The sequence below is a fragment of the Serratia sp. SM04 genome (assembly GCF_040280225.1).
Classification (GTDB): Bacteria; Pseudomonadota; Gammaproteobacteria; order Enterobacterales; family Enterobacteriaceae; genus Serratia; species Serratia sarumanii.
In genome coordinates this window covers 262436-274351 of the sequence record NZ_JBEOQT010000001.1, presented here as the reverse complement: position 1 = coordinate 274351, position 11916 = coordinate 262436, and the positions used below count along the sequence as shown (strand labels likewise).

The window sequence follows — 11916 nt, the reverse complement described above, 5'->3', positions numbered from 1 at the left end:
GAACGCCAATTAAAAACGTATTCTTTGAAGCCGGTAGACTCTTATTTTTTGGCGGCGTTGCGCTGGGCGACTTCGGCGTCCAATTGGGCGATTTTCGCCTCCATCAGCTTGCGGCAATGCGCCGCCAGCTCGCGCACGTTTTCTTTGCCGTATTTGCTGGTATCCACCGGCGCCAACATCTCGACGATCACGTGACCGTTATTCCAGCGATTAAGATTTATATTACCGCTGGTGGTCGATACGCAGATCGGCACAATCGGCACGCCGGCGGCGATGGCCGCGTGGAACGCGCCGGTTTTAAACGGCATCAGCCCGCGACCGCGGCTGCGGGTCCCTTCCGGGAACATCCAGATCGAAATGTCTTTCTTTTTGAACTGCTCCGCCACCTGGGCGATGGTGCCGTGCGCCTTGGCGCGATTATCACGATCTATCAGCAGATTACCGGTCAGCCAATACAGCGGGCCGAAAAACGGGATCCACACCAGACTTTTTTTACCGACGGTCACGGTGCGCGGCTGCACGATATTGGCGGCCGTCACCATGTCGTAGTTATTTTGGTGGTTGGCGATATAGATGCAGTTGCCGTTGTTGGCCGCATCGGCCGGCACGCGGGTTTCAACCTTGATGCCGAACAGCGTCGACAGGCGGCCGAAAAGGTGGCCGAAGGTCGCCACATGGCGGGGATTGCGCGGGCTGAACAAGCAATAAACAGAACCGAAAATACACACCAGAATACAGAAAAGAGTGGCGAGAACGGCACGCAAAATCAATAACATAACAACCTCATTAGCACACTGCCAACGCAGTTTACTTCGCTGCGCAGATTCCTTTACTCATTATTTGCCGGCCAGGCGATAAGCACGCCGATGTCGCCTGCCTTTCTCGCTATTTTCCCGCCAGCCGGCAATACGCACAATAATTTTATGCGCAGAAATGTTAACTATTTGGAAAATAAACGCCAGTAAAAATAATAAGGCGGCCACAGCATGCTGCGACCGCCCGTTAACGCTGGCGCCAACGCTTACTCTTCGCTGTCGCCGCCCGACGCCCGCATCGGCGCATCCACTTCGACGCGATCGATGCGCTGCAGGCCGCGCGGCAGCTGGGTGCCCTTGCGCCCGCGCTCGGCGCGGAATTTCTGCAAATCCTCCGGCCGCAGCGTCAGCTTGCGTTTGCCGACGTGCAGCGTGACGGACGCCTGCGGCGGCAGCACGAACAGCCAGGCCAGCTTGTCGTCACCGGCCGCCGCCTGGGCTGCCGGAATGGAGACGATCTTGTTGCCTTTGCCCTTCGACAGCTGCGGCAGATCGGCGACCGGGAACATCAGCATGCGCCCGGCGGCGGTGATCGACAGCAGCATGTCGTCTGCGCCGTGGATTTCCATCGGCGGCAGCGCCCTGGCGTTGTCCGGCAGCGTGATCATCACCTTGCCGGCGCGGTTGCGCGCCACCAAATCGTTGAAGGTGCAAACGAAGCCGTAACCGGCATCGGACGCCATCAGCAGCTTCTGATCGTCGGCCGCCATCAGCACCTGCTCAATAGTGGCGCCCGGCGGCGGCGTCAGCTTGCCGGTCAGCGGCTCGCCCTGCCCGCGCGCCGAAGGCAGCGTCATCGGGTCGAGCGCATAGCTGCGCCCGGTGGAGTCGATGAATACCACCGGCTGGTTGCTCTTGCCGCGCGCCGCGCCGCGGAAGCTGTCGCCGGCCTTGTAGCTCAGGCCGGCCGGATCGATGTCGTGGCCCTTGGCGCTGCGCACCCAGCCCATTTCCGACAGCACGATGGTCACCGGCTCGGACGGCACGAAGTCGTGCTCGCTCATCGCCTTGGCTTCCGCACGCTCGGTCAGCGGCGAACGGCGATCGTCGCCGTAGGTCTGCGCATCGGCCTGGATCTCTTTCTTGATCAGCGTGTTCAGCTTGCGTTCGGACGCCAGCAGCGCCTGCAGCTGATCGCGCTCTTTCGCCAACTCATCCTGCTCACCGCGGATCTTGACCTCTTCCAGCTTGGCCAGGTGACGCAGTTTCAGCTCGAGGATCGCTTCCGCCTGGGTGTCGGAGATGCCGAAACGCTGCATCAGCACCGGCTTCGGCTCATCCTCGCTGCGGATGATGTGGATCACCTCGTCGATATTGAGGAACGCCACCAGCAAACCTTCGAGGATATGCAGGCGTTTCAGCACTTTCTCGAGGCGGTAGTTCAGGCGGCGGCGCACCGTGTCGCGACGGTAGGCCAGCCATTCGGTGAGGATCTCCACCAGCCCTTTGACCTGCGGGCGGTTATCCAGACCGATCATGTTCATGTTGATGCGGTAGCTGCGTTCCAGATCGGTGGTGGCGAACAGGTGGTTCATCACCTGTTCCAGATCGATACGGTTGGAGCGCGGCACGATCACCAGACGCGTCGGGTTTTCGTGGTCGGACTCATCGCGCAGATCTTCGACCATCGGCAGTTTCTTGGCGCGCATCTGGCTGGCGATCTGCTCCAGCACCTTGGCGCCGGACACCTGGTGCGGCAAGGCGGTGATCACCGCGCTGCCGTCTTCTTTCTTCCACACGGCGCGCATGCGCACAGAGCCGCGCCCGCTCTGGTAAATTTTGCGGATTTCGTCGCGCGGGGTGATGATCTCGGCTTCGGTCGGGAAGTCCGGCCCCTGCACGAATTCGAGCAGATCGTCGAGCGAGGCGCCCGGCTTGTCGAGCAGCGCCACCGCAGCGGCGGCGACTTCGCGCACGTTGTGCGGCGGAATGTCGGTCGCCATGCCGACGGCGATACCGGTGGTGCCGTTCAGCAGGATGTTCGGCAGGCGCGCCGGCAACATCTTCGGCTCTTGCAACGTGCCGTCAAAGTTCGGGATCCAGTCGACGGTGCCTTGCCCCAGCTCGGCCAGCAAGACTTCGGCGTATTTGGACAGGCGGGATTCGGTATAACGCATCGCCGCGAACGACTTGGGATCGTCCGGCGCCCCCCAGTTCCCCTGGCCGTCCACCAGCGGATAGCGATACGAGAACGGCTGCGCCATCAGCACCATGGCTTCATAACACGCGCTGTCGCCGTGCGGGTGGTATTTACCCAGCACGTCGCCCACGGTGCGGGCGGATTTCTTGAATTTGGCGCTGTTGTTCAGCCCCAGCTCAGACATGGCGTAGATGATGCGGCGTTGTACCGGCTTCAAACCGTCGCCAATGTACGGCAACGCCCGATCCATGATGACGTACATGGAATAGTTCAGATAGGCGTTTTCAGTGAATGTGTGCAGCGGTAAACGCTCTACACCATCATGAGTCAGATCACTCATTACTCAATTATCCTCAGACCGTGGCTTGGCAATCCCTGGACGACAATAAGGCATCGCTTGTCGATTCTGCCCGCGATAGTAACCCATCTGCGGGGTGGCTGTCACAGTTGGCGCAAGGATCGTCGGCCGAAGGCGCTGCCGCCGGGACGTTTAGGCAAAATTCCATCGCGATTGTTGATTAAGAATCAACACTGTTGTGTCTGTCGTCACGTTTTTCCTTGCCTGGTCAGCGATTACACTCTCGTTCAGCAAGCTGTTTTTGCGCACCGCAGCGGAAAACGGCATCTATCTTAACTCTGACGGGAGACGCAAAAGATGAGCAATATCCTGATTATCAACGCTAAAAAGCAATTCGGCCATTCCAACGGCGAACTCAACCAAACCCTGAGCGACGTGGCGGAAAGCTTCCTGCGCGATCTGCAGCACGAGGTGCAGGTCACGGTGGTCGACGACGGCTATGACATTGAGGCCGAAGTGCAGAAATACCTGTGGGCCGACGCGGTCATCTATCAGATGCCAGGTTGGTGGATGGGCGAGCCGTGGATCCTGAAAAAATACATCGACGAAGTGTTCACCGCCGGCCACGGCAGCCTGTACGCCAGCGATGGCCGCACCCGCTCCGACGCCGGCAAGAAGTACGGCTCCGGCGGCCTGATTCAGGGCACAAAATACCTGCTGAGCCTGACCTGGAACGCCCCGCTCGAAGCCTTCACCGATCCGAACCAGTTCTTCCACGGCGTCGGCGTCGACGGCGTTTACCTGCACTTCCACAAGGCCAATCAGTTCCTGGGGATGGAAGCCTTGCCGACCTTTATCTGCAATGACGTGATAAAACAACCGGATATCGAAACGGACATCGCACGTTATCGCGAGCATCTGGCGGGAATTTTTGCTTAACTGGCAGCGAAGGGCTTAACCAACGAGGTAATGATGATCACCGTAATCGCAGAAATCAAAGTCAAACCCGGCCACCGCGCCACCGTGTTACAAGCCATTGAAAAACTGGTGCCGCTGGTGCTGGCGGAAGAAGGCTGCGGCGAATACACGCCGATGGTAGACAGCCACACGCAGGCCCCCTGGCAGAAACTGTCGCCGGACTCGGTGTTTATGCTGGAAAAATGGCAAAGCCAGGCGCATCTGGAAAAACACCTGCAGATCGACCATATGCTCAAGCACCGCGAGACCATCAAGGACTACGTGCTGGGCACCGAGATCTACGTGCTGGAAAACGCGCTGTAATCCCTTCAGAGGCCCTCTGCGGCCTCTGGCGGCTCTCCCTCAAGGCGGGCGCTGACGTAGTCGAGAAAACAGGTGAGGCGCGCTGCCAGCTGGGCGTCGTGGTAATACACCGCGTTGATCGGCTGGCGCACGTCCAGCGTCTCCCGCACCAGCAGCGGTACCAGCCGGCCCGCTTCCCGATCGCGGCGGGTCATGAAGTCCGCCAGCTGGACAATGCCCGCTCCGCGCAGCGCCAACTCACGCAGCGTCTCCCCGCTGGAGGCCGAGATCGTCGGTTCGATGGCGAAATGCCGCGCCTGCCGGTAACGCAGCGGCCACTGGTTCAGCGATTCCGGGTAGGTGAATCCCAACAGGCAATGGCGGTGCAGATCTTCCACGCCGCGCGGTTCGCCATGCCGTTGCAGGTAATCCGGGCTGGCGAGGATGCGCAACCGGCTGTGCCCCAGCAGGCGCGCATGCAGCGTGGAGTCACGCAGCGCGCCGATGCGGATCGCGATATCGGCGCGTTTCTCCAACAGGTCGATATTGCGATCGTCGGTGTCCAACTCCAGCTCAATCTGCGGATAACGACGGCGGAACTCCGCCACCATCGGCACCAGCACGTGCGCCATGAAAGGGGCGGCGGCGTTGACCCGCAGCCGACCGGCGGGCAGCTGGCGCCGCAGCGCCATCAGTTCTTCGGCCTGATCCACCGAACGCAGTATTTCGCGCGCAGGCGCCAGGAAGCTCTGCCCTTCTTCGGTCAGGCTCAGGCGACGCGTGGTGCGGCGCAAGAGCGTAGCATCGAGTTTCGTTTCCAGGCGGCTGAGTGCGCGGCTGACGCCGGAGGTGGTTTGGCCGAGCCGATCGGCGGCGGCGGTGACCGAACCACTGTCGACCACCGCAGTGAACGCCAGCAGCTCTTCGAGGGTGATCTTCACGCGGTTCGTCCCAGGTTGACGGGCGCCGCATGCAACGCCCTGCGGGAAAGCAGGCCCGGCGTTTCACCGGGCCAGGGTCAGGCTCAGACCGCCAATTCGGCCATGTCGCCCTTGTCTTGCAGCCAGTTGCGGCGATCTTCCGAACGCTTCTTGGCCAACAGCATGTCCATCACCGCCAGCGTCTGATCGACGTCATCCTCTGCCACCGTCAGTTGCACCAGACGGCGGGTGTTCGGATCGAGGGTGGTTTCGCGCAGCTGCAGTGGGTTCATCTCGCCCAGCCCTTTAAAGCGCTGTACGTTCGGCTTGCCCTTCTTGCGCTTCAGCTGTTCCAGCACGCCGGCTTTCTCTTCTTCATCCAGCGCGTAGAACACCTCTTTACCGAGATCGATACGGTACAGCGGCGGCATGGCGACATAGACGTGGCCGCCTTTCACCAGCGAGCGGAAGTGGCGCACGAACAGCGCGCACAGCAGCGTGGCGATGTGCAGGCCGTCGGAGTCCGCATCCGCCAGGATGCAGATTTTGCCGTAGCGCAGCTGGCTGAGATCTTCGCTGTCCGGATCGATGCCGATCGCCACGGAAATGTCGTGCACTTCCTGCGAGGCCAGCACTTCGTCCGAAGACACTTCCCAGGTGTTCAGGATCTTGCCCTTGAGCGGCATGATCGCCTGATATTCACGATCGCGCGCCTGCTTGGCCGATCCGCCCGCCGAGTCCCCTTCCACCAGGAACAGTTCGGTCATGGCCAGATCCTGCGAGGTGCAGTCCGCCAGCTTGCCCGGCAGCGCCGGCCCGCTGGTCAGCTTTTTGCGCACCACTTTCTTGGCGGCGCGCAGGCGGCGCTGGGCGCTGGAGATCGCCAGCTCGGCCAGCTGTTCCGCCGCCTGAACGTTCTGGTTCAGCCACAGGCTGAAGGCGTCTTTCACCACGCCGGAAACGAAGGCCGCGCACTGGCGCGAGGAGAGACGCTCTTTGGTCTGCCCGGCGAACTGCGGATCCTGCATCTTCACCGACAGCACGTAGGCACAGCGATCCCAGATATCCTCCGCCGACAGCTTCACGCCGCGCGGCAGAATGTTGCGGAATTCGCAGAACTCGCGCATCGCGTCCAGCAGCCCCTGACGCAGGCCGTTGACGTGGGTGCCGCCCTGCATGGTCGGGATCAGGTTGACGTAGCTTTCGGTCAGCAGCTCGCCGCCTTCCGGCAGCCACAGCAGCGCCCAGTCCACCGCTTCGGTGTCCCCGGCGAAATTGCCGACGAACGGCGCTTCCGGCAGGGTGATCAGGCCGTTGACCGCTTCCATCAGGTAGTCGGTCAGGCCGTCCTGATAGCACCAGCGCTGTTCGGTGTTGTTCACCTTGTCGATAAAATAGATCTCGACGCCAGGGCACAGCACCGCTTTGGCTTTCAGCAGGTGAGTCAGGCGCGATACCGAGAAGCGCGGGCTGTCGAAGAACTGCTCGTCCGGCCAGAAGTGCACGCTGGTGCCGGTGTTGCGTTTGCCGCAGGTGCCGGTCACCGTCAGATCTTGCACCTTGTCGCCGTTTTCGAAGGCGATGCCGTAGACGTTGCCATCGCGGCGCACGTTGACTTCCACCCGCTTCGACAGGGCGTTGACCACCGAGATCCCCACGCCGTGCAGGCCGCCGGAGAACTGGTAGTTTTTATTCGAGAATTTACCGCCGGCGTGCAGCCGGCACAGGATCAACTCAACCGCCGGCACGCCCTCTTCCGGGTGGATGTCCACCGGCATGCCGCGGCCGTCGTCGATCACTTCCAGCGACTGATCGGCGTGCAAAATCACGTCGATGCGCTTGGCGTGACCGGCCAACGCTTCGTCGACGCTGTTATCGATCACCTCTTGGCCGAGGTGGTTTGGGCGCGTCGTGTCGGTATACATGCCGGGACGACGGCGCACTGGTTCTAGACCGCTGAGTACTTCAATGGCATCAGCGTTATAGCTGGATTGAGTCATCGTTGATTATTTTTTCGTGGTTAAAGGGAGGTGCCGGAACGGTCCGTCAGACCGCGTTTAGCCCTAAAAAATCCACAATCTGGGGGAAGTAGTGCTCGAAACCGACGAAGGCGTGGTTTCCACCCGACTCCACCGTTTGCCGACACGCGGTGTAATACGCCACTGCCTGGCCGTAATCGAGAATTTCATCGCCCGTTTGCTGCAGCAGCCAGATTAAATCCGGCGACTCCAAGGGATCGATCTGCATCACTTTCAGATCGTAAACGTGCCGAGACTCTAACACATATTGCTGGCCGGTGTAGGGGTTCTCGTTGGCGCCGAGATAGTCGACCAGCAGCTCAAACGGCTTGACCGCCGGGTTGACCACCACCGCCGGCAGCGAAAAACACTGCGACAGCCAGGTGGCGTAATAGCCGCCCAGCGATGAACCGACCAGCCCGAGCGTTTGGCCGGCGCGCTCCAGCACCATATTCTCCAGCATCTCGGCGGCCTCCGCCGGAAAGGCCGGCAGTTGCGGCACCAGCATTTCGATATCGGGATGGTGCTCGGCCAGCCAGGCCTTGAAGGCCACCGCCTTGGCCGACTGCGGCGAACTGTTGAAACCGTGCAGGTAGAGCAGTGTCGAAGGCATCAGTATCCATCCGAGTCCATATCGGGGCGGAAATCGTCGTTTTCCAGGCGGAACACCTGCGTCTCGACGCGGCCGTCCGGCAGCAGATCGAGGTAGCGCCAGCCGGGGGAGACGTCGTCAATGGTGAAGTTCGTGCAGTGCGGCTTGAATTGCACGCAGGTGGAAGGCGTCGCCAACAGGCGTCGGCCCTGCCATTCCAGATCCAGATCCTGGTGAATGTGCCCGCACACCACGGTATTCACTTTCGGATAACGCAGCAGGATCGCGCCCAGCATATGCGGGTTGCGCAGGCTGTGCTGATCGAGCCAGGTGCAGCCGGAAGGCAGCGGATGATGGTGCAGCAGCAACAGCGTATAGCGCTCGGGGTGAGCCTGCAGGCAGCGCTCCATCCACTCGAGTTGGTATTCGCTCAATTCGCCGTGCGGCACGCCGAACACCTGGCTGTCCAGCATCAGCACCTGCCAGCTGTCGCCCAGCAGCACCTGTTTGGAAGGCGCGATGCCGGCGGCGGCCAACGCGTCGACCATCGCCGGTTGAAAATCATGGTTGCCCGGCAGCCACACGCAGGGAGCCGGCAATTGCGCGATGCCGGCGGCGAAGTGGCGGTAGGCCTCTTGCGAATGATCCTGCGCCAAATCTCCCGTGGCGACGATCAAATCGACGTCGCGGCGCTGCGCCTGGATGGCGTCCAGCACCGCGTGATAGCTGCGATAGGTATTGATGCCGAGCAACGTCTCGTGTTCGCCGGCAAAAAGGTGGGTATCTGTTATTTGTAGAATCCTGACCGCGGCCCCACTCGCCACGGGCAGTTTAAACAGGCTTTCCAAATGGTGTCCTTTGTTATTTCAGTCTGTCTAACAAACCGGAACCGCCATCGCTCCATGCGCCAAACAGTAGCGCAGCCAATCAGCAAGAAACTGGTTAATTTGATGCTTTTCGTCGCGTTGATGCAACTTTTTATTAGGATAATCATAACGCGCTTTAAAGCGATAGATCTGCTGACTGGAACACACTTCCGCAACCATGGCGTCATGGTACAGCCGCACCGTCATCGCGGGCAGGCTCCAGTAGCTGACCGCCGGAAAGATCTGCTCGATCTCCACCAGCGACGTGTAACGCGTGGACTCAACGATGGTCAAACGATAGCCGGCGCCGTTCACCTGATAAGTCACCGTTTCGCCCGCTTCGTCGTTGCGCGGCAGCAAGCGGCGCAATTGCGCGAAGTTGGTTTCGCACAATCTCATCATTTCGGGGAAATCAGGGGTATAGCGCTGTTTCATTAGTTGGCCCACTCTTTTCTCAACGATTCATGGTGCAACGCCAGCCATTGCAATGCAATCACTGATGCGGCGTTATCGATCGCGCCCTCCTCAACCCAGCGGTAAGCCTGCTCACGGCTGACCACGTGGACGCGGATATCTTCATGTTCTTCCGCCAGGCCGTGGATGCCCTCAGCGGTACCGGCGTCCACCTCGCCGACCATGATCGACAGACGTTCGCTGGTGCCGCCGGGGCTGGCCAGGTAGCTCAGCACCGGCTTGCAGCGCCCGACCACCACGCCGGCCTCCTCCTGCGCTTCGCGGCGGCACACGTCCTCGACGCTTTCGCCGGTCTCGATCATACCCGCCACCATTTCCAGCAGCCAGGGCGAATGGCTGGTATCAACCGCGGCGATGCGCAGTTGTTCAATCAGCACAACCTCGTCGCGCACCGGATCGTAGGGCAGCAGCACCGCCGCATGGCCGCGTTCGAAAATTTCACGCGTGATTTCAGGGCTCATTTCGCCATTGAACAACCGATGGCGAAACCGGTATAAATTGAGTGAAAAAAAACCACGGTACAGCGTCTCGCGTGCAATAATTTCTACATCTTTTTTCTCGAAAGTAACGGGCGACGGCTGCGAACGGTTCATGCGCGAATTCTCCTGCTTGAGTATGCCGATAAAATAATCGGTTTTGATGACAGAAACAGCGGGACTCTCCGCCGCGGCTTTATGTTAGGCTGTTTTCCGCCGCCGGATGCGGCACGTTTGTGCGCTCGCAGGTAATAGCGGGAAACAATCCGGATTGTCAGCCATAATATCAGCTGCAGTCGACCCGGGCAGTACGCCAAGGTAAATGGGCGGTCTGAAAGGTAAAAGTTACGTGAGATGGCACATTCAGCCACCTGATGCGTACCCCAGACTCTGCTAGAATCGGCAACTATTTCGTCTATCGTCAGCGCTAACATAGCAATATTGCTGCACAACAAGGAATGCAAATGAAGAAACTGCTCCCCCTTCTTATCGGACTGAGCCTGGGCGGCTTCAGTGCAATGAGCCAGGCAGAGAACCTGCTGCAGGTCTACAAACAGGCCAGGGAAAGTAACCCGGATCTGCGCAAAAGTGCTGCTGACCGCGACGCCGCATTCGAAAAGATCAATGAAGCGCGCAGCCCGTTGCTGCCGCAGCTCGGTTTAACCGCAGGTTACGATTACACCAACGGTTATCGTGACAGCAATGGCGTTAACAGCAACGTGACCAGCGGTTCGTTGGCGCTGACGCAAACTATTTTCGACATGTCGAAATGGCGCCAGCTGACGCTGCAGGAAAAGACCGCCGGCATCTCCGACGTCACCTTCCAGACCGCTGAGCAGTCGCTGATTCTCAACACCGCCACCGCCTACTTCAACGTGCTGAAGGCGATCGACACGCTGTCCTATACCCAGGCGCAGAAAGATGCGGTATACCGCACGCTGGATCAAACCACCCAGCGCTTCAACGTGGGCCTGGTGGCGATCACCGACGTGCAGAACGCCCGCTCGAACTATGACACCGTGCTGGCGGCGGAAGTCTCCGCCCGCAACGATCTGGATAACGCGCTGGAAACGCTGCGCCAGGTGACCGGGGCCTTCTACCCGGAGCTGGCCTCGCTGAATACCGATCGCTTCAGTACCCAGCGCCCGGAAGCGGTGAACAACCTGCTGAAAGAAGCGGAAGCGCGCAACCTGAGCCTGCTGTCCGCCCGTCTGAGCCAGGATCTGGCGCGCGAGCAAATCCGCGCAGCCCAAACCGGCTATATGCCGACGATTGACGTCAGCGCGTCAACCGGCATCAGCAATACCAAATACAACGGCTCCAACACCGGCGGCGCGAATGCATCACGCTACAGCGACTCCGATGCGGGCCAAAATAAGGTCGGCATCAGCTTCAACCTGCCGCTGTACAGCGGCGGCGCGACCAACTCGCAGGTCAAACAAGCGCAGTACGGCTTCGTCGGCGCCAGCGAGCAGTTGGAAAGCTCACACCGCAGCGTGGTGCAGACCGTGCGTTCGTCGTTCAACAACGTTAACGCCTCGATCAGCAGCATCAACGCCTACAAACAGGCGGTGATCTCCGCGCAAAGCTCCCTGGACGCGATGGAAGCCGGTTATCAGGTCGGTACCCGCACCATCGTCGACGTGCTGGACGCCACCACCACGCTGTATAACGCCAAACGTCAGCTGTCCGACGCGCGTTATACCTATCTGATCAACCAGCTGAACATCAAGTCGGCGCTCGGCACGCTGAACCAGAACGATTTGCTGCTGTTGAACGGCGCGTTGGGCAAACCGGTGTCGACCGCACCTGACGCCGTGGCGCCGCAGAATCGCGCGCAGGACGCCTATGCAGACGGCTATCAGGACAATGCGCCGATGCAGCAAACCGCAGCGCCGGTACCGGCGGCCACTCGCGCATCCGCGCCGGCCGTGACCACCAGCCAACCGGCTCGCAACAGCGGCAACCCATTCCGCAACTGATGCGCGCACATTGATAAACACGGGGTCCGGCCTGCGCCGCGCCCCGTTTTTTTGCCTCGATTTCACCACTTCTGC

The 11916-nt window shown here is 60.3% G+C and carries 11 protein-coding genes; 3 read left to right on the top strand and 8 right to left on the bottom strand.

Annotated features, from left to right (window positions below; translation table 11 throughout):
- Positions 1 to 41 precede the first annotated feature (41 nt).
- Positions 42 to 776: a 1-acylglycerol-3-phosphate O-acyltransferase gene (locus ABTW55_RS01215; protein ID WP_060422915.1), complete on the bottom strand. Its 735-nt coding sequence runs from the start codon at positions 774 to 776 to the stop codon at positions 42 to 44.
- A 245-nt stretch (positions 777 to 1021) separates the two neighbouring features.
- The gene (parC, locus tag ABTW55_RS01210; protein ID WP_039569308.1) at positions 1022 to 3295 is read right to left on the bottom strand and encodes a DNA topoisomerase IV subunit A; all 2274 of its coding nucleotides are present in this window, start codon (positions 3293 to 3295) and stop codon (positions 1022 to 1024) included.
- A 315-nt stretch (positions 3296 to 3610) separates the two neighbouring features.
- Here parC and ABTW55_RS01205 point away from each other — a divergent pair, with 315 nt between their 5' ends.
- Together ABTW55_RS01205 and ABTW55_RS01200 are read left to right on the top strand one after the other, a co-directional pair.
- Complete coding sequence (locus tag ABTW55_RS01205; protein ID WP_060422912.1) at positions 3611 to 4192, top strand: NAD(P)H-dependent oxidoreductase; 582 nt, start codon at positions 3611 to 3613, stop codon at positions 4190 to 4192.
- A 33-nt stretch (positions 4193 to 4225) separates the two neighbouring features.
- Positions 4226 to 4534: a putative quinol monooxygenase gene (locus tag ABTW55_RS01200; protein WP_033638602.1), complete on the top strand. Its 309-nt coding sequence runs from the start codon at positions 4226 to 4228 to the stop codon at positions 4532 to 4534.
- A 5-nt stretch (positions 4535 to 4539) separates the two neighbouring features.
- Here ABTW55_RS01200 and ABTW55_RS01195 read toward each other — a convergent pair whose 3' ends face one another.
- From ABTW55_RS01195 to nudF, 6 genes are all read right to left on the bottom strand, one after another.
- Complete coding sequence (locus ABTW55_RS01195; protein WP_049212936.1) at positions 4540 to 5454, bottom strand: LysR substrate-binding domain-containing protein; 915 nt, start codon at positions 5452 to 5454, stop codon at positions 4540 to 4542.
- An 83-nt stretch (positions 5455 to 5537) separates the two neighbouring features.
- On the bottom strand, positions 5538 to 7433 hold the full coding sequence (gene parE / locus ABTW55_RS01190) for a DNA topoisomerase IV subunit B (protein ID WP_025304305.1): 1896 nt from the start codon (positions 7431 to 7433) through the stop codon (positions 5538 to 5540).
- Positions 7434 to 7479: 46 nt separating this feature from the next.
- Complete coding sequence (yqiA, locus tag ABTW55_RS01185; RefSeq protein WP_025304306.1) at positions 7480 to 8064, bottom strand: esterase YqiA; 585 nt, start codon at positions 8062 to 8064, stop codon at positions 7480 to 7482.
- The gene (gene cpdA / locus ABTW55_RS01180; protein ID WP_033636061.1) at positions 8064 to 8891 is read right to left on the bottom strand and encodes a 3',5'-cyclic-AMP phosphodiesterase; all 828 of its coding nucleotides are present in this window, start codon (positions 8889 to 8891) and stop codon (positions 8064 to 8066) included. Before cpdA ends, yqiA begins: the two co-directional genes overlap by 1 nt.
- Positions 8892 to 8918: 27 nt before the next feature.
- Positions 8919 to 9344 carry a DUF1249 family protein gene (locus tag ABTW55_RS01175; RefSeq protein ID WP_004937244.1) on the bottom strand — a complete coding sequence of 142 codons (426 nt, stop codon included), beginning with the start codon at positions 9342 to 9344 and terminating at the stop codon, positions 8919 to 8921.
- Positions 9344 to 9976: an ADP-ribose diphosphatase gene (gene nudF / locus ABTW55_RS01170; RefSeq protein ID WP_033649068.1), complete on the bottom strand. Its 633-nt coding sequence runs from the start codon at positions 9974 to 9976 to the stop codon at positions 9344 to 9346. Before nudF ends, ABTW55_RS01175 begins: the two co-directional genes overlap by 1 nt.
- Positions 9977 to 10323: 347 nt before the next feature.
- Between nudF and hasF the strand changes: the two genes are divergently transcribed.
- Positions 10324 to 11841 (top strand): multidrug efflux transporter outer membrane subunit HasF, encoded by a 1518-nt coding sequence (gene hasF, locus ABTW55_RS01165; RefSeq protein WP_060422911.1) that lies wholly within the window; start codon positions 10324 to 10326, stop codon positions 11839 to 11841.
- Positions 11842 to 11916: the final 75 nt, after the last annotated feature.

What these genes read in the sequence shown, in the direction of transcription:
- ABTW55_RS01215 (WP_060422915.1), bottom strand. Translation starts at nt 776, where the DNA reads ATGTTATTGATTTTGCGTGCCGTTCTCGCCACTCTTTTCTGTATTCTG.
- parC (WP_039569308.1), bottom strand. Translation starts at nt 3,295, where the DNA reads ATGAGTGATCTGACTCATGATGGTGTAGAGCGTTTACCGCTGCACACA.
- ABTW55_RS01205 (WP_060422912.1), top strand. Translation starts at nt 3,611, where the DNA reads ATGAGCAATATCCTGATTATCAACGCTAAAAAGCAATTCGGCCATTCC.
- ABTW55_RS01200 (WP_033638602.1), top strand. Translation starts at nt 4,226, where the DNA reads ATGATCACCGTAATCGCAGAAATCAAAGTCAAACCCGGCCACCGCGCC.
- parE (WP_025304305.1), bottom strand. Translation starts at nt 7,433, where the DNA reads ATGACTCAATCCAGCTATAACGCTGATGCCATTGAAGTACTCAGCGGT.
- yqiA (WP_025304306.1), bottom strand. Translation starts at nt 8,064, where the DNA reads ATGCCTTCGACACTGCTCTACCTGCACGGTTTCAACAGTTCGCCGCAG.
- ABTW55_RS01175 (WP_004937244.1), bottom strand. Translation starts at nt 9,344, where the DNA reads ATGAAACAGCGCTATACCCCTGATTTCCCCGAAATGATGAGATTGTGC.
- nudF (WP_033649068.1), bottom strand. Translation starts at nt 9,976, where the DNA reads ATGAACCGTTCGCAGCCGTCGCCCGTTACTTTCGAGAAAAAAGATGTA.
- hasF (WP_060422911.1), top strand. Translation starts at nt 10,324, where the DNA reads ATGAAGAAACTGCTCCCCCTTCTTATCGGACTGAGCCTGGGCGGCTTC.